Source organism: Nonomuraea sp. H19 (genome assembly GCF_052068215.1).
In the GTDB taxonomy this organism is placed as follows: domain Bacteria; phylum Actinomycetota; class Actinomycetes; order Streptosporangiales; family Streptosporangiaceae; genus Nonomuraea.
This window is the reverse complement of record NZ_JBQHCV010000009.1, coordinates 173,121-198,595: the sequence shown is the minus strand read 5'-3', so window position 1 is coordinate 198,595 and position 25,475 is coordinate 173,121. Positions and strand designations below refer to the sequence as shown.

The following is a 25,475-nucleotide window of genomic DNA, read 5'->3' as shown; positions in this document are numbered from 1 at the left end:
CGGGGCAGTCTCCCGCGTCATAGTTGATGGCTGATCACTTTGACGGGGGACGACCACCCATGCGCCTGCTTGCCTGTGCCACCGCTTTTACCTTGGGCTTCCTCGCCATGCCCGCCGACGCCGCGACGACCAAGGTCGTGTACGGATACGCCTGGGGCGACGGGAGCGGCCACCTGCGAATCGTGCCCAAGTCGGCCACGCTCGCGAAGAAGCGCTACACGCTCAAGGTCATTCCCGGGGCCCGGGAGCTGCGGCTGGACTACACGGCGGCCGCGTACGGGCGGATCACCGTGGCCTGCGACCTGAAGGAGACCGAGGGCCGGGTCGCGCTCGACGCCAAGGGCCTGGGACGGACGGCCTGCAAGCCGGGCGACCTGACGGATGAGCTCGGGCGCGGCCCCGCCTCTCTGCGGATCGAATACCGGGGCGGCAAGGCCGTCAAGATCAACGAGTTCCTGCCCGCCAGGTGGCCGGGCTCGCGTACCGCGGAGGGCACGCTCAAGCGCGTCAACGACAACACCGTGCTGTTCGCGACCGGCGGAAAAACGGTCAAGCTCGGCTACATGTACTTCACGGGCTTCTTCAGGGTCACGGCCCGCTGCAGGGACGGCTGGCTGGCGGGACGCCCGGTCAACGCCGACAACCAGGGACTCGGCAAGAAGCAGTGCAGCGCCGCCGACCTCACCAGGGCACTCAAGCGGGAGCGGCACCCCGTACTCGTGAAGATCGACTACACGCCCGACGTCGGGAGCATCGAGCAGGTTCGGGAGGTCTACGGGGACGCGTAAACGGCCTTAGCGGGTTAGCGTGGTTGGGTGATGGCCCACCGCTATGGCGAGTACCACAACGGCCCCGACCCTCTCGCTCCCCCCTACGACGTGCGGGCGGCTCTCGACGAGATGGGTGACGCGATCCTCTCGGGCTCGACGCCGGTCCACGCCCTGCGCGACCTGCTCAAGCGCGGCCTGCCCGGCACCCAGGACCGCCGCGGGCTCGACGACATGCTCCGAGAGGTCCGCAGGCGCCGCCGCGACCTGCGCGAGCGCGGCCGGCTCGACGGCACGCTGGAGCGCGCCAGGGCGCTGCTCGACAAGGCCATCGGACAGGAGCGGGCCGAGCTGTTCCCCGATCCCTCCGACGACGCGCGGCTGCGGGAGGCCGGGCTCGACGCGCTGCCCGAGGACACGTCCAGCGCCATTCAGGAGCTGAGCACGTACGACTGGCGCTCGGCCGCGGCGCGGCAGACGTTCGAGGAGTTGCGCGACCTGCTGCGGCGGGAGGTCCTGGACAGCCAGTTCAGGGGTCTGCGGGACGCGCTCGCCAATCCGGACCCTGAGGCCATGGAGCGCGTCCGCCAGATGATGTCGGATTTGAACGACATGCTGGACCAGGACGCCCGCGGCCAGCACACCCAGGAGGACTTTGACGCCTTCATGGAGAAATATGGCGATTTGTTCCCCGAGAAGCCGCGCAACCTCGAGGAACTCGTCGACATCCTGGCCCGCCGCGCCGCCGCCACGCAGCGCATGCTGGCCTCGATGACCCCGCGCCAGCGCGAGGAGCTCAGCAACCTCATCAACCAGACCCTCGACCAGGCCGGGCTCTCCGAGCAGATGCGCCGCCTCGGCGAGGCACTCTACGCCCGCCGCCCCGAACTGGCCTGGAACGCCCCCGAACGCCTCACCGGCGAGGAGCCCCTGGGCATGGGCGACGCGGTCACCGCCCTGGAGGAGCTGGCCGACCTCACCCAGCTCGAAACCGCCCTGCGCCAGGACTACCCGGGCGCCCGGCTCGACGACATCGACGAGGCCGCCGTACGCCGCGCGCTCGGCCGCTCGGCGGTCGACGACCTGGAGGCGCTCAGGCGGATCGAGCGGGAGCTGGAGGAGCAGGGCTACCTCCTGCGCCGCCGCGGCAAGCTCGAGCTGACGCCCAAGGCGGTGCGCCGGCTCGGCGAGACGGCGCTGCGCCGGGTGTTCTCCTCCCTCGACGCGGGCCGGCGCGGGGACCACGACCAGCACGACGCCGGCTCGGCCGGAGAGCTCACGGGCTCGTCGCGGCCGTGGCGCTTCGGCGACGAGCAGCCGATCGACGTGGTTCGCACCCTGGTCAACGGCGTCCGCAACGGCGGCGTCGCGCCCGGGGCCACGGCCGTACGGCTCTCCGTGGACGACTTCGAGGTGGCCGAGACCGAGCGCCGCACCGCCGCGGCCGTCTGCCTGCTCGTCGACCTGTCCTACTCGATGGCCCTGCGCGGCACGTGGGCCGCCGCCAAGCAGACGGCGCTGGCGCTGCAGGCGCTGGTGGCCTCCAAGTTCCCACAGGACGCGGTGCAGATCATCGGCTTCTCCAACTACGCCCGGGTGCTGCAGCCGGACGAGCTGGCCGGCCTCGACTGGGACATGGTCCAGGGCACCAACCTGCACCATGCCCTCCTGATCGCCGGCCGCCACCTCGACCGCCACCCCGACTTCGAGCCGGTGGTCCTGGTGGTCACGGACGGCGAGCCCACCGCCCACCTCATGCGCAACGGCCGGTCGGCCTTCGAGTGGCCGCCGTCGCACGAGACGCTGGAGCTCACGCTGGCCGAGGTGGACAAGATGACCCGGCGCCGGGCCACGATCAACATCTTCATGCTGGCGGCCGACGACCGGCTGAAGGAGTTCGTGGACGAGGTGGCCCGCCGCAACGGCGGCCGGGTGTTCTCGCCCAGTGCCGAGCGGCTGGGCGAATACGTCGTCAGCGACTTCCTCCGGCTGCGGCGGGCCCGCTGAATTGTCGGTCCCTCCTGCCAGACTCGCTTGGCATGAGCGATGACGACGTGCGGTTGAGGGATGTCGTGGAGGCGGATCTGGAGGTGTTCCTGGCGCAGGAGCACGATCCTGAGGCGGTTCGGAGGTCGAGGTTCACTCCTCGGCCGCGGGAGAGGTTCCTCACGCACTGGAAGACCCGGATCCTCGACGATCCCACGGTGTTCGTGCAGGCGGTCACGGTGGGCGACGCCTTGGCCGGAAACCTCGTGGCATGGTGGGACGGAGATCGGCGCTTCATCGGCTACTGGCTGGGCCGCGAGTTCTGGGGCCGCGGCATCGGCACCCAGGCCCTGGCCCTCTTCCTCCGCCAGGAGAAGACCCGGCCGCTCTATGCCGACCCGTTCCACGCCAACACCGCCTCGGTCCGGCTCCTGGAGAAGCACGGCTTCCAGCGGGCCGGGACCGTCCGGCACGACGAGGACGAGCACATCATGCTCGTCCTCCACGACCCGACACCGCCCGGTCCATAGCGGGGGCTCATGGTGTTGTTCTGGGGTTACTCGGTGCGGTGCGGTGAAGACGCAGACCCAGGCGGGCTCAGCACCTCGGTGATCAACTGAGTGTCGGTGTACTCGGTGATGTCAGCTACCTTGCCGTTCCGCATCACGAACACCCAGCAGTAGCGGTTCGGATAGGCAGGCCCGGCCTTCGTCACGCTGTGATTGCGGCCTTCAACGACGATCAGGTCACCTTCGGCTATGAAACGTTCGGCGCTGACGAGATTCGGCCCGGCGAACTGCTCCGCGAGTGGTCCGAGCAGTTCGTCGAGCACGGCCCGCTTCCCCTCATAGGTACGCGACCAGGCGGTCCCACCGATGATCGTCCAGCGGACGTCTTCGGCCAGCGCCTCTACGAAGGGCCGGCCGTTGCCCTTTGCGGTCTCGGCGAACACCTGCTGCAACAGTGCCTTGTTGTCGGCTTGGGTCACCTGACATACCTCCTGCCAAAGGGCATCGCCTTGAAGTGCCACCCGGACAGGGTGCCAGAAGACCTCGGCGATCCCACGCTCTTCATGAGGCGATCATGGCCGGTGATGCCTTGGCCGGAAACCTCGTGGCATGACGGGACGGAGATCCGCAAGCTGACGCAAGGACGGCGGCCCCTGCCTGATCACAGCAAGCAGGCGCCGCCTTCGCCACTGTAAGTGATGGCACGCCTCCGATGTGTATTGATTGCCGCAAGACGCCATCATAGGAAGATCGGAGCCACAGTGCCGCTGCAGTCAACGAGCAGGGGAGCCCTACCGGCGACGGCGGTTCGCGAGCCGCACGGCGGCGAACACCACGCCCCCTAAGACCACAATCAGGGCAAGGATGATGATGAGTTCGGGAAGACCAAGATTCATATGCGGAACATAGCCCGCGGCGGTTGACGTCCTGTTGAGGATTGGTTGAGCGAGGAGCCAGAGGGCACGGGCACGTCTCCCGCCGCCGTACCCAGTGGGTGATCGCCTCGCAGGACGACGGTTACCGCCTGATCAATGAGACGACCGGCTCGCTAGGCGCCGACGAGGCGGGAGTAGAAGTCGAGGGCGGTGCCGAAGCCGTCGCGGCAGTTGCGGTGGGAGCGATAGCAGGGCCGCCAAGCCGTGCTGGCGCCTACCCCGGCCCGGGCGTCCTGAAGGGCCGAGGGGACTCGCTCCGGCTTCGGGAGCAGGCCGTTGCCCAGGTAGCGGACTCCGGTCAGCTCGGTGTGCCGGCCTCGCCCGCCCGCGACGAACGTGCCCAGACGCCAGCCGCTCTCCTCGTCCCACACCAGCGCGCTCCCGTCGGCCAGCTGGAGCGTGGCGGCACGCGGATCGCACGGACACTCCCACCAGTCCGTCACCTCGGCTCCGAGCTGGTGGACGACCTGGCGCACGTAGCTGATCGGCTGCTGCAGCCACTCGTCGGTATACGGCTCGACGTGCCTGATGGCCACGGACGGCACCCCCTTGTGCCCTAACGGTAAGTAAAAAGCGACGGCCCCCAACCATACCCGGGCCGAACTTATTCCGTTGCACATGCGTCTAGTCATTACGGACGATATTTACGTCCGGCACGGGGAAGTAGGGGTGCCCATGATTGCCACGATTCTCCTCCTCATGCTGATGGTCGTCGCCGTGACGGTCACCGAGCTCATCATGTACTGCTCGATGCAGGGCAAAGAGAGTGTCGAGTCCCGCAGCGAGATCGTCGGGGACTAGTCTCTGCGGCATGTCGTCCCTGCTTCTCTGGCTGCACATCGGCTTCGCGATCTTCACGATCGGCCCGGTCACCGCCGCGACGATGGCCGCGCCGCGCGTCATCCGCAACAAGAACGTGTCCGCGCTGCAGTTCATCCAGCGCATCACAAGGATCTACAGCCTCGGCTCGATCGGCGTGTTCGTGTTCGGGCTGGCGCTCGGCGCGGTCCTCGGCAACGGGCTGCTCGGCAGGTGGTACATGACGGCCTCGATGACGTTGTTCATCGTGGCCGCCGTGCTGCTCGTCATCATCGACCGCGACCTGCGTACCGCCGTCCGGGCGCTCGCGAGCGAGGACGCGGCCGATGACGCGAAGGTGCAGAACGGCCGGATCGCCGCGATCAGCGGGCTGCTCTCGGTGATCTGGCTGGTGATCCTGTTCCTGATGGTCGTCCCCACCGGCTGACCGGCCCGGAGGCGCGGCTCAGCCGAGCGCCTGGGTGAGGTCGGCGAGAAGGTCGTCGATGGTCTCGATGCCGACCGACAGCCGCACCAGGTCGGCGGGCACCTCCAGCGGCGACCCCGCCGCCGAGGCGTGCGTCATCCTGCCCGGGTGCTCGATGAGCGACTCCACCCCGCCGAGCGACTCGCCCAGCGTGAACAGCTTGGCCCGGTCGCACACGGCCACGGCCTCCGCCTCGCCCCCGGCGACGCGGAACGACACCATGCCGCCGAACCGCTTCATCTGCTTGGCCGCCACCTCGTGCCCGGCGTGCTCGGCCAGCCCCGGGTAGAGCACCTCGATGACGCGCGGGTGCGCGAGCAGCAGGTCGACGACGCGCTCGGCGTTGTCGCAGTGACGATCCATGCGGACACCGAGGGTCTTGAGCCCGCGCAGCGTCAGCCAGGCGTCGAACGGCCCGGCCACCGCACCGATCGCGTTCTGATGGTAGGTGAGCTCCTCGCCGAGTCCGCTGTCGGCCGCGATCAGCGCGCCGCCGACCACGTCGGAGTGGCCGCCCACGTATTTGGTGGTGGAATGCACCACGACGTCCGCGCCGAGGGCCAAGGGCTGCTGCAGGTACGGCGACGCGAACGTGTTGTCCACCACCAGGAGCGACCCGTTGTCGTGGGCCAGCTGCGCAAGCGCGGCGATGTCGGCGATGCCGAGCAACGGGTTCGTGGGCGTCTCGACCCAGACCACCCTGGTCTTCTGCGTCATGGCGGCGGCCACGGCGTCGAGGTCGTGCAGCGGGACCGGGTCGAAGTGCAGGTCCCAGCGCTTGTTGACCTTGGCGAACAGCCGGTACGTGCCGCCGTAGGCGTCGTTCGGGATGATGACGTGGTCCTGCGGCTTGCAGACCGTCCGCAGGAAGGTGTCCTCGGCGGCCAGCCCCGAGGCGAACGCGAGCCCGCGCGCGCCGCCCTCCACCGCCGCCAGCGCCTCTTCGAGCGCGGTCCTGGTGGGGTTGGCCGAGCGGCTGTACTCATATCCCGAACGCAGACCGCCCACGCCGTCCTGCTTGTACGTGGACGTCGCGTAGATCGGCGGCACGACCGCGCCCGTCAGCGGGTCGGGCTCCTGACCTGCGTGGATGGCCAGAGTCTCAAAACCGTTGCTCATAGAGGCCACGTTAACGGACGACGGCCCCGTACAAGACGACCCCTACGCCCCAAGGGACGGCGTCCCAGCGTAAAACAGCCCTGAACAGGCGAACGGCCCGCGATCCGTTCCCCAACGGATCGCGGGCCGCCGGTGCGGGCGCCGTCCCCAACGGCCGCCCGCGAGGCCCGCGCACCATGCCCGCGCGGGCCCGGGTCGGTCAGGCCGCCTTGGGCTCGTGACGGTCCGCGCCTGACCGGGGCGCGAGCCGTACCACGTCCGCGTCGACGAACCGGCCGCTGCCGCCCTCTGCCGGCTCCCCGTTGATCCGGGAGAGCAGCACCGGGTCGGCCAGCGCGAGCAGCACTGCGACGACCAGTCCGACACCTAGCAGTGCGAACCCCATGGCAACCATTTCTGTCCCCTTCCGACACATCCCAGCATCGGCGATGCACCCTGACCGCCGCCTCCACTGAAGGGTTGGTCTGCGGCGGGCCGGCTCGGCCGAACGGTTGATACGACATGTCCGACTTCCGGCCTAGGCTCGGGGCCGTGGCTGATTCCAAGCGCCTGGTGTACTGGATCCGGCGACTGAGCGAGATCGCCATGCTCGGCTGGCTGGGCATGCTGCTGATGATCGACCTCGTGCTCGCCGCCGGCATCGGTGGCATCCAGTGGCTCGTGCCGTTCTGCGGTGCGTGCGGCATCGCGGCCGTGGCGCTGCGGCGCAGGCATCGCGTCGGCGGGTTCGGCATCATGCTGGCGCTGTCCATCGGCACGTCCGCGTTGATCGGCAGCAGCGGGTTCGACGGCGCCCCCGGCATGGCGGAGACCGGGTCGCTGCTCGTCCTGCTGATCGGCGCGTTGCGGCACGTGGAGCCGGTACGCCGGGCGGCGGTGCTGGCGTGCGTGGGGCTGGTCGCGCTGATGTCCGAGGCCGCCGGGCGCGACTATCAGAGCTCGGGGCTGGTGCTCTCGTTCGTGCTGTTCGCCGGGTGGTCGATGGCCGCCGGGATCGGCGGCTACCTCCGCTTCCAGCAGGAGCGCCGGGTGGAGGCGGTCCATTCGGTACGCCGGGCTGAGCGGCTGGAGCTGGCCAGGGAGCTGCACGACCTGGTCGCCCACTACATCACCGGCATCGTCGTCCAGGCCCAGGCCGCGCGCACGGTCGCCGAGACCAAGCCGGAGGCGGTGGCGCCGGCGCTGGACGCGATCGCCACGGCCGGGTCGGAGGCGCTGACGTCGATGCGGCGCATGGTCACGGTGCTGCGTACCGAGGACGACCCCGCCCGCAGGCCCGGCACCGTGCTGGCGGACCTGCGGATGCTGACCGAGCGGTTCTCGAGCGACGGACCCAAGGTGGCGTTCGAGATCGGGGCCGGAATCGACGACCGGACTCTGGCGCCGGAGGTCATGACCACCTTGCACCGGGTGCTGCAGGAGTCGCTGACCAACGTACGCAAACACGCCTCGCGAGCCGCCTGGGTGGAGGCGGATCTGCGGCGGTACGAGAAGGTGGTGGTGTTACGGGTGCGGAACTTCGGATCGTCGTCAGATCCACGGCTTTCCCGCCTTGGTGGCGGGTTCGGGCTGGTCGGCATGGCCGAGCGGGTGGAAGCGCTGGGCGGCAGGCTCTACGCGGGCCCGTCCCCGGAGGGGGCTTGGGAGGTGGTCGCCGAGTTCCCGCTGTCCTGACGCGAACGCCCGCTCGAAGGCCTCATCTCCCAGGGCGGTACGCAGCCTGCGGGTGATCCGGTCCACGTCGCACCGCTCACCGGAGGGAAGCGGCGCGCCCACGGCCTGCCTGGCAGCGGCGGCCGCCCCGATCAGCCGTGCCGCCTCCACCGCATCGCCGCCCGCGACGCGTGCGCGATCGTCGCCGATGTCCTCGGCCGCGTCACCACCGCCGATGCCCATCCGACCGCCGTCGGCACGATCCGGCCAACCGCCGGCGGTGTCTGCGGGCCGGGCGCGCGGCTGGAGCGACATGGCTCCGGCCAGCCCTTCAAGTGCCAGCGCGATCGCCCGGGGGTCCCCCGTCGCCTGTGCCGCCTCGTAGCCCTCCCGCTGCCGGGCCAGCGCCACCTCCGCATCCCCCCGCTGCTCGGCGACGAACCCCAGCTCGGCCATCACGAAGGCGATCCCGGGCGTCCCCCGTACCCGCCGCAGGAACTCCAGCACCGGCCGCAGGTACGCCTCCGCCTCCTCGTACCGGCCCTGCCTCCGGGCGCTCAGGGCCAGCCCGAGCAGGGCGTGCTCCTCGGCGGGCTTGTAGGACTGCTCGACCGCCAGCCGCCGGGCGCGCTCGTGGTAGTCGTCGGCCCCCTCGTAGTCGCCCGTCAGCAACGCGATCCGCCCCAGGCCGGCCAGCCTGAACGAGGTCTCGAACCCCAGTTCCTCGGCCATCCGCAGGGCGTCCTCGCGCAGGCGGGCGGCCCCGGCATAGTCGCCGCGGATCTCGGCCGCCCGGTCGAGCACGTCCATGGCCTCGATCTGGCCCCATTCGTCACCCAGCTCCCTGAACAGCGCCAGGCCCCGCTCCCCGTCCCGCTCCATCGCCGCCAGGTCGGCCCGCCCGACGGCGAGCTTGCCGCGCAGGCACAGGGCCGCCGCCATCCCCCACCGGTCCCCCAGCTCCTCGTACGCGGCCAGTGCCCGGTTCGCCGCCGCCTCGTGCGCCGTCCTGTCGCCGTACGCCCACCGGACGTCACTCAGCCACCAGTCGGCCAGCGCCGCGCCCGCCCGGTCGAGCCCGTCGCGGCGGACCGGCGACACCGGCTCGCCGATCAAGATCTCGATCCCGGCCAGCCACACCGACGCCCGCGCCGCCGCGACGGGGTCCACGGCATCGGGGGCGGCCAGGACGGTGGCCAGGGATCTGCGGGCCTCACGGAGCCTGCCGCGCAGGACCCAGTACCAGGCCAGGGCGTTGACCAGCCGCAACGCCTCCGGTCCCGCGAGCGCGTGCAGCAGGTTGGCGTACTCGGCGTCGAGCCGTACGAGCCACTCCCGCTGCCCCGGCCCCCTGAGATCCGCCCGCTCGGCCAGCGCGGTGTAGTAGCGGGCGTGCCGCTGCCTGACCAGGTCGTGCTCGCCCGCCTCCCTCAGCCGCTCCACGCAGTACGCGGCCACGGACTCCAGCAGCCGGTACCGAGGCCCGGCCGCCACCACGACCAGTGACCGGTCCACCAGCCTCGCCAGCGTATCGAGCACGTCCACCCCGGGCTCGGCGCACACCTCCTCCGCCGCCTGGATCGTGCAGCCACCGGCGTGCACGGCCAGCCGCCGCAGCACCATCCGCTCGTCCTCGGTGAGCAGCTCCCAGCTCCAGTCGATCATCGCCCGGAGCGTGCGCTGCCGGGCCGGCGCGTCCCGCATGCCCGCGTTGAGCAGCCTGAACCGGTCGTCCAGCCGGTCGGCGAGCTCCTGTACGCCGAGCGCGCGCACCCGGGTGGCGGCCAGCTCCAGCGCCAGCGGGATGCCGTCGAGCCGCCGGCAGATGGTCGCCACGGCCTCGCTCGGGGGCACGTTCGCACGGGCCGTGAAGAGCCGTACGGCCTCGGGTTCCGGGAGCGGTGGCACCACCCGTACGTGTTCGCCCGTCACGCCCAGCGGCTCCTGGCTGGTGGCCAGCACGCGCAGCCCGGGGGCGGCCCGCAGCAGGGCCGCGACCAGCTCCGCCGCCTGCGTCACCAGGTGCTCGCAGTTGTCGAGCACCAGCAGCATGCGCTTGGCCGCCATCGCCCCGGCCAGCCTGGGCAGCAGCGGAACGGTGGCGTCGTCGCGGACGCCGAGCACGGCCGCGACCGCCTCGGCCACGTTCACCGCCCCGGCCAGTTCCACCAGCCACACCCCGTCAGGGAAGGCCAGGTCGCGGGCGGCGGCCAGGGCGAGGCGGGTCTTGCCGACGCCGCCCGGCCCCGTGAGCGTCACCAGCCGGGACGTCGCCGGCAGCCCCCGCACTTCGGCCAGCTCGGCGTCCCTCCCGATCAGATCGGTGAGTGGCGCGGGCAGGTTCGAGCCCGCCGCCGGAGCCCCCGCGAGGAGCCCCGGATCCTGGCGCAGGATCGCCTGGTGCAGCCGGGCCGGCTCGGGCGACGGATCCACGCCGAGCTCGTCGCGCAGCCGCTCCCGCAACTCCTCGTACGCGGCCAGCGCCTCGCTCTGCCGTCCACCTCGATACAGAGCCAGCATGTGGGCGGCACGCAACCGCTCCCGTAACGGGTGAAGCGCCACCAGCTCGCCGAGGTCCACCCGTTCGCTCAGCTCCAGCCGTACCTCCGCCTGCTCTTCCAGCGCCGCCAGGCGCGTCTCCTCCAGGCTCGCGGCCTCCGCGCGGGCGAAGTCGGCGTCGGGGAAGTCGGCGTACGCGGGCCCGCGCCACAGCGCCAGCGCCTGTTCGAGCTCGGCGGCCCGCGTATGAAGATCCGGGGAGCGGCGATTGACGAGGTCGCGGAAGCGGCCGGCGTCGCAGTCGTGGGCCGCCAGCAGGTATCCCCCGGGACCGCGCACGATCAACCCGGGGTCGCCGAGCGCCCTCCGCAGCTGGGAAACGCGGGCCTGGAGCGTGCCGGCCGGGTTGCGGCCCGCTCGCGCGCCCCAGAGGTCCTCGATGAGCCGGTCCGCCGAGACCGGCCCGCCCCCGTGCGCCAGCAGGTCGGCCAGCAGCGCGCGGACCTTGGGCTCGGCCACGTGCACGGCCCGGCCGTCGTCCGTCCACACGGCCAGCGGCCCGAGCACCCCGAAACGCACCACATCACTTCCTAACCCGTAGCGGGGCCGAAGGATTTCCGTAGCGGCACATCCCAAGGTGGGAGGCATGAGTCAAGTGACGGTTGTGGGGCTCGGCCCGATGGGGTCGAAGATGGCCGAGACGTTCCTGGCCGCCGGCCACCAGGTGGCGGTGTGGAACCGTACGGCGAGCAAGGCGGAGCCGCTGGTTGCCAAGGGAGCCGAACGAGCGAAGGACGCGGCGGACGGCGAGCTGCTGGTGTTCAGCCAGATCAGCTACGAGGCGATGTACGCCAGCGTGGGCGACGCCCGGCTGGACGGCAAGGTGGTGGTCAACCTCAGCTCGGACACCCCGGAGAGGCTGCGTCAGGCGGCCGCGTGGGTGGCGGAGCGCGGCGGCACGCTGATCACGGGAGGCATCATGGTGCCGCCGCCCGGGATCGGGCAGCCCGGCGCGTACACGTTCTACAGCGGCCCGAAGGACGCGCTCGATCGGCACGCGGGCACACTGGAGGCCCTGAGCACGGTCACGTACGTGGGTCAGGACCAGGGCCTGGCGATGATGTACTACCAGGCCCAGCTGCTGATCTTCTGGTCGAGCCTGACCAGCTTCATGCACGCCATGGCGCTGCTGCGCACGGCCGGCGTGGCGCCGGCGGACTTTCTGCCGTTCGCGCGGTCGCTGTTCACCGAGATGGGCGCCGACGGCCCCATGGGGTACGCGAAGATCCTCGCTGAGGAGTTCGCGGCCGGGACGTACCCGGGCGAGGAGAACTCCCTGCACATGCAGGCGGTCGGCATCGGCCACGTCGTCGAGGCGCTGCGGGACGCGGGCCTGGAGACCACGGTGCCGAGCGCGCTGAAGGAGCTCTTCGAGCGCGCCGACGCCGAGGGCCGCGGCCACGAAGGGCTCGGCACCGTGATCGAATCGATCAGAAAGCCCTAGTGGTTGGCGAGGAAGGCGAGCAGGTCCTGCCGGGTGATCAGCCCGCAGGGCTTGCCGTCTTCCAGCACTACAGCCGCATCGGCCTTCTCCAGCGCCTCGACCGCACGCGCCACAGGTTCACCACTGCCGATCGTGGGTAGCGGCGACGACATGTGATCGGCGATCGGATCGTCGGAGGAGAGCCTGCCGTGGTAGAGGGCTTCGAGGAGGTCTCGCTCCACGATGGAGCCGATCACCTCGGCCGCCATGACCGGCGGCTCCTCCTTCATGACCGGGAGCTGGGACACCGAGTATTCGCGCATGATCGAGATGGCCGTGCCGACGGACTCGTGCGGATGCGCGTGCACGAACTCCGGCAGCCCCGGTCCCTTGCGCGCCAGCACGTCGCCGACCAGCCCCTCCTCCGAGGAGGTGGTCAGGAAGCCGTAGTCGGCCATCCAGTCGTCGTTGAAGATCTTCGACAGGTAGCCGCGGCCGCCGTCGGGCAGCAGCACCACGACCACGTCGTCCTTCCCGGCCCTGGCCGCCACCTGCAGCGCCGCCACGACCGCCATCCCGCACGAGCCGCCGACCAGCAGCCCCTCCTCACGGGCGAGCCTGCGGGTCATGGTGAAGGAGTCCTTGTCGGAGACCGCGATGATCTCGTCGCAGATCGTGGTGTCGTACGTGGCCGGCCAGATGTCCTCGCCGACCCCCTCCACGAGGTAGGGGCGCCCGGAGCCGCCCGAGTAGACCGAGCCCTCGGGGTCCGCCCCGATGATCTTCACCCGGCCGCCGGAGACGTCCTTGAGATAGCGGCCCGTGCCGCTGATCGTGCCGCCGGTGCCGATGCCCGCCACGAAGTGCGTGACCCTGCCCTCGGTGTCCTCCCACACCTCGGGGCCGGTCGAGTGGTAGTGGGAGTCCGGGTTGTTGACGTTGGAGTATTGGTCGGGCTTCCAGGCGTTGGGCACCTCGCGGGCCAGCCGGTCGGAGACCGAGTAGTAGGAGTCCGGGTGGTCGGGCGAGACGGCGGTCGGGCAGACCACGACCTCGGCCCCGTACGCGCGCAGCACCGAGATCTTGTCCTGGGCCACCTTGTCGGGGACCACGAACAGGCACCGGTAGCCCTTCTGCTGGGCCACGATGGCCAGGCCGACTCCGGTGTTGCCGGACGTCGGCTCGACGATGACACCGCCTGGTCGCAGCTCGCCGGACTTCTCGGCGGCCTCGATCATGCGTTCCGCGATGCGGTCCTTGACCGAGCCGCCCGGGTTGAAATATTCGACCTTGGCCAGCACCTGGGCGGGCACTCCCGCGGAAACCTTGTGCAGCCGGACCAGCGGGGTGTTCCCCATCAGGTCGACCAGGGAATCGTAAATGCGCACCGAGGTGCTCACCTTCTTTGCCGAAGCTTGATCAGCTTGCTTGTGGCCGAGATCCAGTGGGGGTGGCAGGCCCTCGGCTAGTTTCAAGGAAACGCTACCGCCGCGACCGGGGAGGGACGTACGCGTGGTCTGGGCAGCAGGCATGGCGCGGGCGGCACGTAAGATCGCTGCTGCGGCGGCGCTCGGTGGAGGCGGGCTGACGGCTCTCGGAGCCACGGCCTACGTTCTGTTGATCGCCGAGGGCATGCTGGCGCGCAAGGCCATCGGGCGTCCGCACGGGCTGGACGGCCCGGACTCGGACGGCCACTACGGCGACTTCCCCGGGGACCCGCTCAGGCTCGCCATGCTCGGCGACTCCACCTCCGTCGGGCTCGGCATGACGGATCCGGCCGACACCCCGGGCGTGCTGCTCGCGAACGGGCTCGCCGCGGTGGCCGAGCGTCCGGTACGGCTGCTCGTCGCCGGCAAGTCGGGCGCCCCGTCGGCCGAGCTGGGTGAGCAGGTGGACGAGGCCCTGGCCATGCAGCCGGACGTGGCGGTCATCTTCGTGGGGGCGAACGACATCATCACGCAGACGCCGCCGGCGATCGCCGTGCGGCATCTGGCCAAGGCCGTGCGGCGGCTTCGGGACGCGGGGGTCGAGGTGGTCGTGGGCACCTGCCCAGACCTCGGCACGGTGCGGCCGATCTCGCAGCCGCTGCGCTGGGTGGCCCGGCGGTGGAGCCGGCAACTCGCGGCGGCGCAGACGGTGGCGGTGGTGGACGCGGGCGGGCGTACGGTGGCGTTCGCCGACGTCCTGGGGCCGGAATTCGCGACAAATCCGACAGAAATGTTCGGACCCGATCGTTTCCATCCATCTGCCCGAGGTTACGCGCAGGCCGCTTACGCGGTGCTACCTTCAGTGTGCGCTGCGTTGGGACTGTGGCCTGAGCCGCGCCCCGCACGTGGCGAAGCACTGCAACCGATCTACCTTGCGGCGGCTACGGCCGCGGAGGAGCCCGGCACCGAGGTCACCGCGACCCGGGTCGACGGACGGGCGACGGGCCTGCACGGGAAGTGGGCGGCGTTGTTCCGCCGGCGGCTCGGCGAGCAGATCGACGCCTAACACCGGTTACCCTCCGAGCCCGAGCCGTCACTCCTAGTCCCCTTTGGAGTGGATTGCCCGTGCTCCGGCCCCTCTGGAAACCGTCCATCGCCCTCGCCGGAACCCTGGCCGTCACCGCGTGCTCCGGCAGCGACGCGGCCACCTCCAGCTTCCCGACCTGGCACAACACCGAAGTCAACGCGGTCAGCCGCATGGTCGTGGCCGGCGGGGTCGTCGCGACCACGTCCATGAAGCCCGACGGCGCTCTGGAGACCGTCGCGATCGGCCTGCGCGACGGCAAGCGGCTGTGGGCGTACCCTGCCACGATGGCCGGCCGCCTGCCCGGCATGGGCGTCTCCGCGCCCGCGATCGTGGAGACGGCCACGGACGAGGGCGTGGTCGTCGCGCTCGACCCGGCCAAGAAAGGCCAGTGGAACGCCACCCTCATCGCCCGCGACGCCCGCTCCGGGGTGCAGAAGTGGACCAGGCCGGTGCATTCGACGTTCGGGCCGCAGCGCTGCGGCCCCTACATCTGCCTGTCCGAGCACACCGCCTTGACCAAGGCCCGCATGGTGGTCCTCGACCCGGCCACGGGCAAGCAACTGTGGAAGCTGCCGGGGATCTCCGAGGTCGAATGGTCCGACGCGGCCCGGGTCCTGCTGCTCAGGCTGGCCGCCAACCCCATGATCGAGTCGTACGAGCTCAAGACCGGCAAGCTCCAGTGGCAGCAGCCGATCGAGCAGGCGCTCGGCCCGGGCATCGACATGTCGGGCGGCTGGGCGTTCGGCGCCGCGGGCGCTGACCTGGTCGGCTACGTCGCCCCCTACACGAATCCCAAGACGAAGAAGGTCTCCACCTTCGGGCTGTTCTCCATCAAGATCGCCGACGGGACGATCAACTGGATGCGGCCCTCGGTCGTACGCGTCTATCCCAGCGGCAACCCCGGCTACGCCCCCGTCGTACGCCCCGTCGACCGTCAGGGCGCCTATGGCGGGTTCGCCCGGCTCGACGCCACGACCGGTCGCGTGGTCGGGCAGATCTCGGCCGCCGACGTGCCGGGCTCGGGCTGGTGGCTGGCCTTCCCCGACCGGATGGACAAGCTGGGCTTCCTCCAGCACAACGCCAAGGGCACGGCCTTCGACCTGGTTTCCGGCAAGCCCGTGGCCGTGGAGGGGACGCGCGGCTGGTCCTTCTGCGTCACCGATCCCAAGCCTCTGTCGCTGCGCGGGCAGCCGCCGGGGTTCTACTCGACGGCGGCCATCTGCGAATACGACCTGGGCACCGGGAAGCGGGTCTCGCCTGCCGCCGCGCCACCGCCGTGGTTCACCGGCAGCCAGGACGGCTGGCGGCTGTGGCGCGATGAGAAGGGCGCCGTCCACGCGGTGAACGATCACACCGCGACGGCGCCGGGCATGTATGGGTAGGGTCTGAAAGGACGGCCGAATATAGTTCTACTATCAGCGCCGGACAAAGGAGGGGCCATGCCCGAGGCAGTCATCGTCGCAACCGCGCGTTCCCCGATCGGACGAGCCTTCAAGGGGTCGCTCAAGGACATCCGGGCCGACGACCTGACCGTGCAGATGATCCAGGCGGCGCTGGCCAAGGTGCCGCAGCTCGACCCCCACACGATCGACGACATCACGCTGGGCTGCGGCCTGCCGGGCGGCGAGCAGGGGTTCAACATGGCCCGGGTGGTGGCGGTCATGCTGGGCCTCGACGACGTGCCCGGCACCACGATCACCCGCTACTGCTCCTCGTCGCTGCAGACCACCAGGATGGCCTTCCACGCGATCAAGGCGGGCGAGGGCGACGTGTTCGTGTCGGCCGGCGTGGAGGCCGTCTCGCGCTTCACCAAGGGCAACTCCGACTCGCTGCCCGACACGCACAACCCGATCTTCCTGGACGCGCTGGCCCGCACCAACGCGTTCACCGAGGGCGGGCAGACCTGGCACGACCCGCGCGAGGACGGCGCCGTCCCGGACATCTACATCGCGATGGGGCAGACCGCCGAGAACCTCGCCCAGCTCAAGGGGATCACCCGGCAGGAGCAGGACGAGTTCGGGGTGCGCTCACAGAACCTCGCCGAGAAGGCGCTGGCCGACGGGTTCTGGGCCAAGGACATCACGCCCGCCACCATGCCCGACGGGACGGTGGTCAGCCAGGACGACGGACCGCGGCCGGGGACGACGTACGAGAAGGTCTCCGGTCTGCAGCCGGTCTTCCGGCCGGACGGCACCGTGACGGCCGGCAACTGCTGCCCGCTGAACGACGGGGCGGCCGCCGTCATCGTGATGAGCGACGTCAAGGCGGCCGAGCTCGGGATCACGCCGCTGGCTCGGATCGTGTCCACGGGCGTGTCCGCGCTGTCGCCCGAGATCATGGGTCTGGGGCCGGTGGAGGCCAGCCGGCAGGCGCTGTCCCGGGCCGGGATGGCGATCGACGACATCGACCTGGTCGAGATCAACGAGGCGTTCGCGGCGCAGGTCATCCCGTCCTATCGGGAGCTGGGGATCGATCTTGACCGGCTCAACGTGAACGGCGGGGCGATCGCGGTGGGGCATCCGTTCGGGATGACGGGGGCGCGCATCACGGCCACCCTGATCAACAGCCTCCAGCACCACGACAAGTCCATCGGCCTCGAAACCATGTGCGTCGGCGGCGGCCAGGGAATGGCAATGATCCTTGAAAGGCTCGTCTGATCCGTGGGTTGACGCCCGGGCGATGGCCCTCCGGGCGCCGGGCCGGCGGTGCTCGGCGCAACGTGGACGGCGCCCGGGGCAGGCCACGTAACCGGCCGGCGGCTCACCACGGAGCCGGGCAACATGGGCTCGCGTAACGGCGGCGCGCCACTGACCGGTCAGCGGCCGTTTCCCTGGACAGAGGCCAGCCAGTGGCGGCGGGTGGCCGGCCACGGCAACGCGTAACAGATGGGCATCAACCCGGCTGACCAGGTAACGCGTAACAGATGGAGTGGTCAGCCGTGGTGGTCGGGGCCGGCGCGGGTGGGGGTGATGCGGAGGATGACGCGGCGTTCGCGGAGCATGGCGGCGCGGTAGTCCGACCAGTCCGGGTGTTCGCCCGAGATGTTCCGGTAGTAGTCCACCAGGTGGTCCATGGCCTCGGGCAGCGAGATGATCTCGGCTGTGCCGTCCACCTGGATCCACTCCCCGTAGAAGGCGCCGGTGAAGGCGCACAGCGAGACGTTGGGGTCGTGGCGGAGGTTGCGGACCTTGACCGCCGTTTCCCTGGTGCTGATGACGATGCGTCCGTCCTCCACCCCGGCCGTCACCGGTGACATCTGCGGGCGCCCATCGCGATGCCGGGTGAGCAGGACGGCGTGGTGGTTGGCGCGGAGGAAGCCGAGGGCTTTGTCGAGATCCATCCACCCATGATGACGCGCCCGCGCTTGGAGCACGGGCGCGAGGATGGAAGGGCTTAGATGAAGCCCATGCGGTTACGGCGGTGCCGCTCGTGCTCGAGCACGATCGCGGCGGCGTAGCCGTGGGACAGCCCGTGCTCGTCTGCGAGCCAGTTGGCGCGTTCGTCGCACCTTAGGAAAGCCGGGCCGTTGTCGATGGCTTGGAACCACTCTGGGAGTTCGCGTCCCGTTATGGTGGGGACCCTTGCGATCAGCTTCGTCTGCGTCTCCGGTGAGTGGTTCAAGGACATGGGCACCTCCGCGGATTAAGGTCCTTTGCTCGACACTGCAACACCATCGTCCGAATGGCAAGCCCCCAACCAGGCATCATTTCGTGACGTCACGTAGATTTTCGGTCGCGCAAAGGAGGGCCCCGCCTGAACGGCGGGGCCCTCCGGGGTTACGCGGGTGCGAACAGTCAGTCGCTGTTAGTGAAATAGCTGATGAAGCGCAGCACCTCGAGGTAGATCCACACGAGGCTCAGCGTCAGCCCGAAGGCGCACTGCCAGGCGAACTTCTCCGGAGCGCCCTGCTTGACCCCCTGCTCGATCGAGTCGAAGTCGAGCAGCAGGAAGAAGCAGCCGATCAGGATCATCACGATGCTGAAGATCCAGCCGATCGGGCTGTCGGTGCGCAGGCCGAGCCCGACGCCGTTGAAGATGCCGACGAGCAGGTTGACGAGCACCAGCCCGAGGGCCGCGATCGCCGCGGCGATGCCGTACTTCACGAGCTTCGGTGTGACCCGGATCACACGCAGGGAGTAGACCGTCAGCACGGCGCCGAAGGCGAAGGCCGTGCCGAGCACCGCCTGCAGCACGATGCCGCTGACCATGCCTTCGAACAGGGCGCTGATCTTGCCCAGGAACACGCCCTCGAAAACGGCGTAACCCAGGATGAGCGCCGGGTTGGTGCTCTGCGTGAACGAGGCGATCAGGCCCAGGATCAGGGCCACGACGGCGGCGCCGATGGCGACCACCGGGGGAACGTTCAGCACCCAGGCCGCCGCGGCCGCGACGACCAGGGCACCAAGGGTAAGGAAGCCGCGCACCACGACGTCGTCGAGGGTCATGGTCCGGTACGCGGGCCGGGTCGGTGGTGCGTACGACGGGGCGTCGTACATGTTCTGCAGCATGTCGGGCGACGGGTTGGGCCCTGCCCATCCTCCGGCCTGTTGACGCGACTTGCTGAATACGGGGTTCTTGCTCTCCATCGCTGCCTCCTGTGACGCCGAGCCTACGGGGCCTGGCGGCACCTTGGTCAACTCGCGCTCAGATCGATGTTCTTTTGGGACTTCGGCAGCGTTGACAACGAACGTGCCCGGCGCAGAGTTCCCGAGGTCATGGCGAGTCAGAAAAACCTATTTCCAATGGTAGAAGCATGTGCCCCCGGCGGGATTCGAACCCGCACTACAACCCTTTTAAGGGGTTCGCCTCTGCCATTGGGCTACGGGGGCGCCGCAATCATACGAAACGGACCATGCTTCCGAGGAGCACAACTTCGCATCAGGCGTCACAACTGTGAAGTCTGCGGTGAAGCGATAGTGCTCCGGTCACTCTGTCCAAGAAGAGTAGACCGTCCAGATGGTCCAGTTGGTGCTGAATGCAGCGAGCTTCCAAGGCATCCGCTTCGATGGTGACGGGCTCGCCGCTTCCTGGCAAATGCCCATGTACGGTGATATGCGTCGCACGCAGTACGTCTGCCGTGAGCCCTGCGACGGAAGCGCACCCCTCGCGCGCCTGGTCCCAATGGGACGCCTTGGCAAGGCGTGGATTGGCCACCACGAGCTCTCCAGCGCAGGAGCGGCTGCGGGGGTGGAGTCCGGCGTCAAAGGCGATCAGGCGCCAACTCAGGCCGATCTGGGGGGCAGCCAGACCGGTCGTGGACGGCTCCCGGCGGAGGGTGGCCAGAAGATCGGCGGCGCCGGCCACTACTTCGGGGGCGGTCGGGTCCACGGGCTCGGCCGCGGTGGACAGGACCGGATGCGGGGCGACGATCACTTCGCGCGGCCCGCCTCGCGGCCCGGTCACAGCAGGTCCGGTTCGACGGGGCGGAAGGTGATCTCGGAGTCCAGGCTGGCGCCGACGGCCGCCAGCCTGCGCATGAGCGCTGCCACGTCCACCTCCTTAGGCAGCTCGACGTCGGCGATGAGCACGTAGAGCCGCCCGGTGAGCCTGGTGCTCATGCCGGTGATGTTGCCGCCGTCGGCGGCGAGCACTGCGCTGATGGCGGAGATGATCCCCGGCCGGTCCGGGCCGTGCACGGTCAGCACGTAGCCGAGCCCGCCCCCGTCGTCGCAGAAGTGGCGCCGGGCATCGATGGCCGAGGCGGTCACCACCAGGTCGGGCGCGCGCAACCGTTTCAGCAGCTCGGCGGAGTCCAGGTTGCCCGACACCAGGAGCATCATCGCCACGTGGCCGCCCAGCAGCGTCATCGTCGAGTCCTGGATGTTCGCCCCGCACTCGGCGAGTGAACCGGTTACGGCGGCGATCACCCCGGGCCGGTCCACGCCGAGCACGGTCACCGCTGAGAGCCCCACCCGTGGTACCCCTTCCACATGCGAATACGGGCGCCGATACGCCCCGGCGATGCGCACCGGAGCGCTGCCGTACCCGGGCTAGCGGCGAGTCGTCGCGACGGCGGCCCTGAAGTCCTCGCGCGGGTGTTCCATCTCGCCCAGCGAGATCGTCTCTCGTTTGAAGAACAGGGCCAGGGTCCAGTCGACGACGACGCGGACCTTGCGGTTCAGCGTCGGCACCCGCGACAGATGGTAGGTCCGGTGCATGAACCACGCAGGGAATCCGCGAAGCTTGACGCCATAGACGTTGGCGACACCCTGGTGGAGACCCAGACCGGCAACCGATCCGACATACTTGTGGCGGTATTCGACTGGTTGCTGGCCACGCAGGTGGCGGACGATGTTGTCGGCCAGCACCTTGGCCTGCCGGACCGCGTGCTGGGCGTTGGGCGCGCAATACTGGCCCGGGGTGGTGACGTCCGGCACGCCGGCCGCGTCGCCGGCGGTGAAGGCATCCCGCGTGCCCGCGACGGTGAGCATGGCGGTGGCCTTGATCCGGCCGCGCTCGTCGAGGGGCAGGTCGGTGTCGTTCACCACGGGGCTGGGCTTGACGCCTGCGGTCCACACGAGGGTCTCGGCGTCGAACTCCGAGCCGTCGGAGAGCATCACGTGCCCGCCCACGCACGACTCGAGCCGGGTTTCGAGCTTGACGTCGATGCCGCGCTCGCGCAGCTGCTCCAGAGTCCACTCGCCCATCTCGGGGCCGACCTCGGGCAGCACCCGGTTCGTCGCCTCGACCAGCACCCAGCGGATGTCGGCGGGCGTGATGTTGCGGTAGTAGCGGGTGGAGTCCTTGGCCATGTCCTCGAGCTCGGCCAGCGCCTCCACACCCGCGAAGCCCGCGCCGACCACCACGAAGGTGAGCGCCCTGCGCCGCACCTCGGGGTCGTCGGTCGACTCCGCCACGTCGAGCAGGTGCAGCACGCGGTTGCGCAGTGCGATGGCCTCGCCCACGGTCTTGAACCCGATGCCGATGTCGATCAAGCCGGGAATGGGCAGCGTGCGGGAAATCGATCCGGCGGCCATCACGAGCACGTCGTAGGCCACTTCGCGCGACTGGCCCTCCGCCGGCTGGAAGGTGACCGTGCGCCCGGAGTGATGGACCTTGGTGACCATGCCGTTGAGTATGCGCACCTTCGGCAGGATCCGCCGCAGCGGAGCCACCAGGTGCCGGGGCGAGAGGTTACCCGCCGCCGCCTCCGGCAAGAAGGGCTGGTAGGTCATGTAGGACTGGGGGTCGATGATCGTGATGCGCACCTCGCCGGAGCGCAGCTCTCGCTTGAGCGTGCGCTGCAGCCGGAGCGCTGTGTACAGGCCGACGTATCCGCCGCCGACGATCAATATGTGCTTGTTCATCCTGAGGCCCCATCCCTCGTGGAATGCTTGTGAAAGCATTCACAAGCTTACGTCAAGCGCTCTCGACGAATCCAATCCGGGGGTGGTGCAACGCGTCACACAGCCAGTGACCTGGCCCTGGTGAAGACGTCGTCCAGCATCTGGGCGGTGACGCGGCCGGTGAAGGTGTTCTGCTGGCTGGGGTGGTAGCAGCCGATCAAGGTGACGGGCGCGGCGGCGTACCCGGCCTCGGCCTCGACGCCGTGCCGGAACGGCGGCCTGCTGCGCGGCAGTTCGTAGCCCGCGTCCTTCAGCGCCGGCCACATGGCCTGCCAGGCGTACCCGCCGAGCGCCACCACGACCCGCACGCCCGGCGCGACCAGCGCCAGCTCGCGGGCCATCCATGGGAAGCAGGCGCTCTTCTCCGCAGGCGTGGGCTTGTTGGCCGGGGGCGCGCAACGCACCGACGCCAGCACCCGCGCGCCGAGGAGCTTCTGCCCGTCATCCGCGTGCGTGCTGGTCTCCTGGGAGGCCAGCCCGCTGCGGTAGAGCGAGGCGAACAGCCAGTCACCGCTGCGGTCGCCGGTGAAGATCCGCCCGGTCCTGTTGCCCCCGTTGGCGGCCGGCGCCAGCCCGACGATCACGATCCGCGGCTGCTCGTCGCCCCAGCCGGGGACGGGACGGCCCCAGTACGTCTCGTCCGCGAACGCGCGCCGCTTCACCTCGGCGACCTGCTCGCGCCATTCCACCAGGCGGGGACAGGCCCGGCAGACGGACTGCCGGGCCGTGAGCTCCGCGAGGGTGCTGCTGGAGGCGGCGAGGCGGCGCACGTCCGCGGAGTCGAGGGCGACCGGGGTGTCAGCGGTCGCGGGGTCACCGGGCCAGCCGGTGCCAGGTGGTACGAAGCTCATGACTCCGATGGTGTCACTTGCTCCGGGAAGGACTGGGCGTGGCCGTCGGGCACGCCCTGGGTGCCGAAGGCGTCTCCTCGGGCACCGCCACATCCGTGTCGACCAACGGCAGCGGGTAGCGGTTGAGTATGGGCTCGCCGCACGCCCTGTCCACCGAGTAGCCGTAGTTTTCGGGGTTGGTGATGACCGGCTTGCCGTCCTGGTCGTAGAGGTAGACGTCGGTGAGCGGGGTGCCATCCTTCGCGTAGGGCTTGATGTTGTAGACCTCGTTGAACGCCGACGCCGGCGACACGTAGACGCTCTGCTCCGGCTCGCTCATGGCAATGGCGCCGGACCTGCCGGTGTTCCACGACGACGCCGCCACCAGGCCGATGAACAACGCCAGCGCGCCGGCCACATTGGCGAGCGAGGCGAGCAGCACGAGCACGCGTCCCCTGCGCCGCCTGCCGAACCACACCGAGGCGCAGACGGCGGCCACCACCAGCGCCCAGTCCACGAGCCCTTGAGGCGCCAGCCTGCCACTGTCTGCCACCGTCAGCAGCAGCATGGCCAGCAGGTAACCGCGCAGCACCCACCAGCCCGGCCGCAGCTCGGGCAGGAAAGCCATGAAACCGCGGTAGGAGCCCTGCCGCAGCAGGGCGGCGTGCGCCCTCTGCACCCACTCACGCGGGCGCGCACGGCGCTTCTGGCGGCTCTCAGTACGGCCTCCGTAGGCGGCCATGAGCTCCTCGGCGTAGGCGGCCGGCGGCCCGAGCCTGTCCTCCAGCGGCAGGTCCGACTCCGCCGCGATCTCGGCAAGGTGATCGTCGAGGTCCTCGAGTAATTCTTCCCGGTCAGGGTGCTCTCCCACGGCATCGCGTACGGCCTGCGCGTACTGGTCGGGGGTCATCCTCGTCCCTCCTTGAGCAGGTCTGCCATGGTGGCCGCGAAAGAGGCCCAGGTCTTGGCCGAGCTGGCGTACATGTCCCTGCCTACGTCGTTGAGCCCGTAGTACTTGCGATGCGGCCCCTCGTCGGAGGCCACCACGTATGAGGTCAGCGCGCCGGCCTTGAACAGGCGGCGCAGCGTGCCGTACACGGAGGCGTCGCCGACCTCTTCGAGGCCCGCCTCCCTCAACCTGCGCACGACGTCGTAGCCGTAGCCGTCGCGCTCGTTGAGAACCGCCAGCACGGCCAGGTCGAGCACGCCTTTGAGCAGCTGACTGCTATCCACGCAAAGCACACTACTGTGCAAAGCAGAATAGTGGCAACAAGAAAACCGGGTGGCTCCCGGAGGTGCCACCCGGTCGTGGTTCAGTCACTCACCCTCGTGTCGCTCACTAAGCCGACGGAGAAGGCGACGGGGACGGAGTCGGCGTCACCGGCGTGCAGGCGGCGTAGGACTGCGTGATCGCCTCGCTGTTGTTCGGCCCGGTGACCGTCAGCGTGACGTTGCCGCCCTTGGTGGCGTCACCGGTCAGCGGCAGATCGCCGAGCGCGACGGTCTTCGAGCCGGCGCCGTCGAAGGCGGCCTCGCCCTTGAGCACGGACTGGCCGTTGACCGCCCAGGTCCACTGGACCTTCGCGGCGCCGGTCGAGCTCACGGTGGCGTGGGCGCCGACCTTGCAGCCGTCGTTGTTGGTGCCGGTCACCAGACTGGAGGCCGAGACCTTGACGGCGGGAGCGGGGGCCGGGTCCTTGCACCAGACCTTGTAGTAGGCCCGGTTGGACACCGCACCGTCGGGGCGGAGGACCTCCAGCTGCGCCCAGCCGCGCTGGCTGTGACGCGGGGAGATGCCGAAGCCGACCTTGCGGGCGTCGTAGACCTTGATCTTGCCGTAGTCGACCACGTCACCGTTGAGGACCCAGCGGTAACGGACCCAGCTCGGCCGGTTGACCTTGATCAGACCGACGAAGTCAATCTTGTCGCCCGGAGTGCATTCGCCGACGTAGGAGCTGGGGGAGGCCCAGGCGCGAGCCGACACCGAGAAGTCCCAGTTCGTACGGACCTCGTCGAGCGGCTTCTCACAGGAGACGGAGAAGTAGCCCTTCTTGGACGTGACCTTCTTCGGACCGAGGACCTGGACGGCCTCCCAGCCCTTGACGTCTTCCTTGAAGGTGATGGCCTGCTTGACCGTCACCGTCTTGGTGCCCTTGCCCGAGAGCTTGATCACCTTGACCTTGCCCTTGGACCCGTCACCGTGCAGCCAGCGGTAAGCCAGCTCGGTCTTGCCCTTGACGGGCACCTTGATCTTGGCCGAGAAGTTGACCTTGACCGGGCACGAGCCGTCGAACTCGCCCGGCGAGGCCTTGGGCGCGGACACCGAGACCTTGGGTCCCGCGGCGGTCTTGGCGGCCGTCTTCGCCGTCGCCGCCTGTGCGGGGCTGGCGACCAGGCCCGCGGTCAAGGCGGCCAGCATCGCGGCGGACGCGCCGAACGCCGCCGCCCTACGTGCTGCTAACCCAGAGAACTTCATGTGAGAGTGCTCCATTCCGTGAGGGAAAAGACGCGCTCGGGAACGGTCGCCACGCCAGTACCTTCCGTACACA

General features: G+C 69.7%; 25 protein-coding genes, 1 tRNA gene and 1 pseudogene. 10 read left to right on the top strand and 17 right to left on the bottom strand.

Translation table 11 applies throughout. From position 1 onward, the window contains the following. Positions 1 to 59 precede the first annotated feature (59 nt). Genes ACTMTI_RS21810 through ACTMTI_RS21800 form a run of 3 tightly spaced genes read left to right on the top strand, consistent with a single transcriptional unit; the run spans position 60 to position 3,283 of the window. Positions 60 to 788 carry a hypothetical protein gene (locus tag ACTMTI_RS21810; protein ID WP_441122293.1) on the top strand — a complete coding sequence of 243 codons (729 nt, stop codon included), beginning with the start codon at positions 60 to 62 and terminating at the stop codon, positions 786 to 788. 30 nt (positions 789 to 818) lie between these two features. Next, entirely contained in the window at positions 819 to 2,774 is a 1,956-nt protein-coding gene (locus tag ACTMTI_RS21805) for a vWA domain-containing protein (protein ID WP_441122292.1), read from the top strand. A gap of 32 nt (positions 2,775 to 2,806) precedes the next feature. Further along, positions 2,807 to 3,283 carry a GNAT family N-acetyltransferase gene (locus ACTMTI_RS21800; RefSeq protein WP_441122291.1) on the top strand — a complete coding sequence of 159 codons (477 nt, stop codon included), beginning with the start codon at positions 2,807 to 2,809 and terminating at the stop codon, positions 3,281 to 3,283. A gap of 26 nt (positions 3,284 to 3,309) precedes the next feature. Here the strand turns inward: ACTMTI_RS21800 and ACTMTI_RS21795 are convergent, their stop codons facing one another. Beyond that, complete coding sequence (locus ACTMTI_RS21795; protein ID WP_441122290.1) at positions 3,310 to 3,741, bottom strand: nuclear transport factor 2 family protein; 432 nt, start codon at positions 3,739 to 3,741, stop codon at positions 3,310 to 3,312. A gap of 569 nt (positions 3,742 to 4,310) precedes the next feature. Beyond that, positions 4,311 to 4,733, bottom strand: coding sequence for a DUF6292 family protein (locus ACTMTI_RS21790; RefSeq protein ID WP_441122289.1), 423 nt, complete (start codon positions 4,731 to 4,733; stop codon positions 4,311 to 4,313). A 139-nt stretch (positions 4,734 to 4,872) separates the two neighbouring features. Here ACTMTI_RS21790 and ACTMTI_RS21785 point away from each other — a divergent pair, with 139 nt between their 5' ends. Together ACTMTI_RS21785 and ACTMTI_RS21780 are read left to right on the top strand one after the other, a co-directional pair. After that, on the top strand, positions 4,873 to 4,998 hold the full coding sequence (locus tag ACTMTI_RS21785) for a hypothetical protein (RefSeq protein WP_441122288.1): 126 nt from the start codon (positions 4,873 to 4,875) through the stop codon (positions 4,996 to 4,998). A 10-nt stretch (positions 4,999 to 5,008) separates the two neighbouring features. Next, positions 5,009 to 5,443: a hypothetical protein gene (locus ACTMTI_RS21780; RefSeq protein WP_441122287.1), complete on the top strand. Its 435-nt coding sequence runs from the start codon at positions 5,009 to 5,011 to the stop codon at positions 5,441 to 5,443. Positions 5,444 to 5,461: 18 nt separating this feature from the next. Here ACTMTI_RS21780 and ACTMTI_RS21775 read toward each other — a convergent pair whose 3' ends face one another. After that, the gene (locus ACTMTI_RS21775; RefSeq protein ID WP_441122286.1) at positions 5,462 to 6,601 is read right to left on the bottom strand and encodes a cystathionine gamma-synthase; all 1,140 of its coding nucleotides are present in this window, start codon (positions 6,599 to 6,601) and stop codon (positions 5,462 to 5,464) included. Positions 6,602 to 6,800: 199 nt separating this feature from the next. Then, positions 6,801 to 6,995 (bottom strand): hypothetical protein, encoded by a 195-nt coding sequence (locus ACTMTI_RS21770; protein ID WP_441122285.1) that lies wholly within the window; start codon positions 6,993 to 6,995, stop codon positions 6,801 to 6,803. A gap of 107 nt (positions 6,996 to 7,102) precedes the next feature. Here ACTMTI_RS21770 and ACTMTI_RS21765 point away from each other — a divergent pair. Next, a pseudogene (locus tag ACTMTI_RS21765) lies at positions 7,103 to 8,209 on the top strand (sensor histidine kinase); the annotation flags it as partial. On the opposite strand, the gene ACTMTI_RS21760 reads toward ACTMTI_RS21765, so the two are convergent. Then, positions 8,132 to 11,335: a BTAD domain-containing putative transcriptional regulator gene (locus ACTMTI_RS21760; protein ID WP_441122284.1), complete on the bottom strand. Its 3,204-nt coding sequence runs from the start codon at positions 11,333 to 11,335 to the stop codon at positions 8,132 to 8,134. The pseudogene ACTMTI_RS21765 and the gene ACTMTI_RS21760 sit on opposite strands and share 78 nt — an antisense overlap. Positions 11,336 to 11,399: 64 nt before the next feature. On the opposite strand from ACTMTI_RS21760, the gene ACTMTI_RS21755 reads away from it, so the two are divergent. Then, positions 11,400 to 12,257, top strand: coding sequence for an NAD(P)-dependent oxidoreductase (locus ACTMTI_RS21755; protein ID WP_441122283.1), 858 nt, complete (start codon positions 11,400 to 11,402; stop codon positions 12,255 to 12,257). On the opposite strand, the gene ACTMTI_RS21750 is transcribed toward ACTMTI_RS21755, so the two are convergent. Then, positions 12,254 to 13,624, bottom strand: a complete 1,371-nt coding sequence (locus tag ACTMTI_RS21750) for a cystathionine beta-synthase (protein WP_441122282.1) — start codon at positions 13,622 to 13,624, stop codon at positions 12,254 to 12,256. The genes ACTMTI_RS21755 and ACTMTI_RS21750 overlap by 4 nt on opposite strands. A 124-nt stretch (positions 13,625 to 13,748) precedes the next feature. Here ACTMTI_RS21750 and ACTMTI_RS21745 point away from each other — a divergent pair, with 124 nt between their 5' ends. The 3 genes from ACTMTI_RS21745 to ACTMTI_RS21735 are packed head-to-tail and all read left to right on the top strand — an operon-like array spanning position 13,749 to position 17,407. Then, a complete protein-coding gene (locus tag ACTMTI_RS21745; protein ID WP_441122281.1) occupies positions 13,749 to 14,729 on the top strand; it encodes an SGNH/GDSL hydrolase family protein in 981 nt (326 codons plus the stop codon). Between the two features lie 59 nt (positions 14,730 to 14,788). Then, positions 14,789 to 16,132, top strand: a complete 1,344-nt coding sequence (locus ACTMTI_RS21740) for an outer membrane protein assembly factor BamB family protein (protein WP_441122280.1) — start codon at positions 14,789 to 14,791, stop codon at positions 16,130 to 16,132. A gap of 57 nt (positions 16,133 to 16,189) precedes the next feature. Beyond that, entirely contained in the window at positions 16,190 to 17,407 is a 1,218-nt protein-coding gene (locus tag ACTMTI_RS21735; RefSeq protein WP_441122279.1) for an acetyl-CoA C-acetyltransferase, read from the top strand. A 275-nt stretch (positions 17,408 to 17,682) separates the two neighbouring features. On the opposite strand, the gene ACTMTI_RS21730 is transcribed toward ACTMTI_RS21735, so the two are convergent. The 11 genes from ACTMTI_RS21730 to ACTMTI_RS21680 all read right to left on the bottom strand — a co-directional run bounded on the left by ACTMTI_RS21730 (position 17,683) and on the right by ACTMTI_RS21680 (position 25,402). Next, positions 17,683 to 18,090: a PPOX class F420-dependent oxidoreductase gene (locus tag ACTMTI_RS21730; RefSeq protein WP_441122278.1), complete on the bottom strand. Its 408-nt coding sequence runs from the start codon at positions 18,088 to 18,090 to the stop codon at positions 17,683 to 17,685. Positions 18,091 to 18,143: 53 nt separating this feature from the next. Then, the gene (locus tag ACTMTI_RS21725; protein ID WP_441122277.1) at positions 18,144 to 18,377 is read right to left on the bottom strand and encodes a DUF4287 domain-containing protein; all 234 of its coding nucleotides are present in this window, start codon (positions 18,375 to 18,377) and stop codon (positions 18,144 to 18,146) included. 167 nt (positions 18,378 to 18,544) lie between these two features. After that, positions 18,545 to 19,336 (bottom strand): Bax inhibitor-1/YccA family protein, encoded by a 792-nt coding sequence (locus ACTMTI_RS21720; protein ID WP_441122276.1) that lies wholly within the window; start codon positions 19,334 to 19,336, stop codon positions 18,545 to 18,547. A 170-nt stretch (positions 19,337 to 19,506) separates the two neighbouring features. Beyond that, positions 19,507 to 19,579: transfer RNA gene (locus ACTMTI_RS21715), tRNA-Leu, on the bottom strand. A gap of 49 nt (positions 19,580 to 19,628) precedes the next feature. Then, the gene (locus ACTMTI_RS21710; RefSeq protein WP_441122275.1) at positions 19,629 to 20,123 is read right to left on the bottom strand and encodes a peptide deformylase; all 495 of its coding nucleotides are present in this window, start codon (positions 20,121 to 20,123) and stop codon (positions 19,629 to 19,631) included. A 26-nt stretch (positions 20,124 to 20,149) separates the two neighbouring features. Further along, complete coding sequence (locus ACTMTI_RS21705; protein WP_441122274.1) at positions 20,150 to 20,662, bottom strand: glycine cleavage system protein R; 513 nt, start codon at positions 20,660 to 20,662, stop codon at positions 20,150 to 20,152. Between the two features lie 78 nt (positions 20,663 to 20,740). Continuing rightward, positions 20,741 to 22,057, bottom strand: a complete 1,317-nt coding sequence (locus tag ACTMTI_RS21700) for an NAD(P)/FAD-dependent oxidoreductase (RefSeq protein WP_441122273.1) — start codon at positions 22,055 to 22,057, stop codon at positions 20,741 to 20,743. 95 nt (positions 22,058 to 22,152) lie between these two features. Continuing rightward, entirely contained in the window at positions 22,153 to 22,947 is a 795-nt protein-coding gene (locus ACTMTI_RS21695; RefSeq protein ID WP_441122272.1) for a uracil-DNA glycosylase, read from the bottom strand. Positions 22,948 to 22,960: 13 nt separating this feature from the next. Beyond that, positions 22,961 to 23,836 (bottom strand): hypothetical protein, encoded by an 876-nt coding sequence (locus ACTMTI_RS21690; protein WP_441122271.1) that lies wholly within the window; start codon positions 23,834 to 23,836, stop codon positions 22,961 to 22,963. Then, a complete protein-coding gene (locus ACTMTI_RS21685) occupies positions 23,833 to 24,159 on the bottom strand; it encodes a PadR family transcriptional regulator (RefSeq protein WP_441122270.1) in 327 nt (108 codons plus the stop codon). The genes ACTMTI_RS21690 and ACTMTI_RS21685 overlap by 4 nt, the downstream gene beginning before the upstream one ends. 106 nt (positions 24,160 to 24,265) lie before the next feature. Further along, on the bottom strand, positions 24,266 to 25,402 hold the full coding sequence (locus ACTMTI_RS21680; protein ID WP_441122269.1) for a hypothetical protein: 1,137 nt from the start codon (positions 25,400 to 25,402) through the stop codon (positions 24,266 to 24,268). Positions 25,403 to 25,475: the final 73 nt, after the last annotated feature.

Bases quoted from the DNA above. Each gene is read 5' to 3' on its own strand.
- ACTMTI_RS21780 (WP_441122287.1), top strand. From the start codon at position 5,009: ATGTCGTCCCTGCTTCTCTGGCTGCACATCGGCTTCGCGATCTTCACG.
- ACTMTI_RS21725 (WP_441122277.1), bottom strand. From the start codon at position 18,377: ATGTCCTTGAACCACTCACCGGAGACGCAGACGAAGCTGATCGCAAGG.
- ACTMTI_RS21770 (WP_441122285.1), bottom strand. From the start codon at position 6,995: ATGGTTGCCATGGGGTTCGCACTGCTAGGTGTCGGACTGGTCGTCGCA.
- ACTMTI_RS21730 (WP_441122278.1), bottom strand. From the start codon at position 18,090: ATGGATCTCGACAAAGCCCTCGGCTTCCTCCGCGCCAACCACCACGCC.
- ACTMTI_RS21690 (WP_441122271.1), bottom strand. From the start codon at position 23,836: ATGACCCCCGACCAGTACGCGCAGGCCGTACGCGATGCCGTGGGAGAG.
- ACTMTI_RS21700 (WP_441122273.1), bottom strand. From the start codon at position 22,057: ATGAACAAGCACATATTGATCGTCGGCGGCGGATACGTCGGCCTGTAC.
- ACTMTI_RS21810 (WP_441122293.1), top strand. From the start codon at position 60: ATGCGCCTGCTTGCCTGTGCCACCGCTTTTACCTTGGGCTTCCTCGCC.
- ACTMTI_RS21800 (WP_441122291.1), top strand. From the start codon at position 2,807: ATGAGCGATGACGACGTGCGGTTGAGGGATGTCGTGGAGGCGGATCTG.
- ACTMTI_RS21775 (WP_441122286.1), bottom strand. From the start codon at position 6,601: ATGAGCAACGGTTTTGAGACTCTGGCCATCCACGCAGGTCAGGAGCCC.
- ACTMTI_RS21755 (WP_441122283.1), top strand. From the start codon at position 11,400: ATGAGTCAAGTGACGGTTGTGGGGCTCGGCCCGATGGGGTCGAAGATG.
- ACTMTI_RS21695 (WP_441122272.1), bottom strand. From the start codon at position 22,947: ATGAGCTTCGTACCACCTGGCACCGGCTGGCCCGGTGACCCCGCGACC.
- ACTMTI_RS21805 (WP_441122292.1), top strand. From the start codon at position 819: ATGGCCCACCGCTATGGCGAGTACCACAACGGCCCCGACCCTCTCGCT.
- ACTMTI_RS21680 (WP_441122269.1), bottom strand. From the start codon at position 25,402: ATGAAGTTCTCTGGGTTAGCAGCACGTAGGGCGGCGGCGTTCGGCGCG.
- ACTMTI_RS21735 (WP_441122279.1), top strand. From the start codon at position 16,190: ATGCCCGAGGCAGTCATCGTCGCAACCGCGCGTTCCCCGATCGGACGA.
- ACTMTI_RS21785 (WP_441122288.1), top strand. From the start codon at position 4,873: ATGATTGCCACGATTCTCCTCCTCATGCTGATGGTCGTCGCCGTGACG.
- ACTMTI_RS21720 (WP_441122276.1), bottom strand. From the start codon at position 19,336: ATGGAGAGCAAGAACCCCGTATTCAGCAAGTCGCGTCAACAGGCCGGA.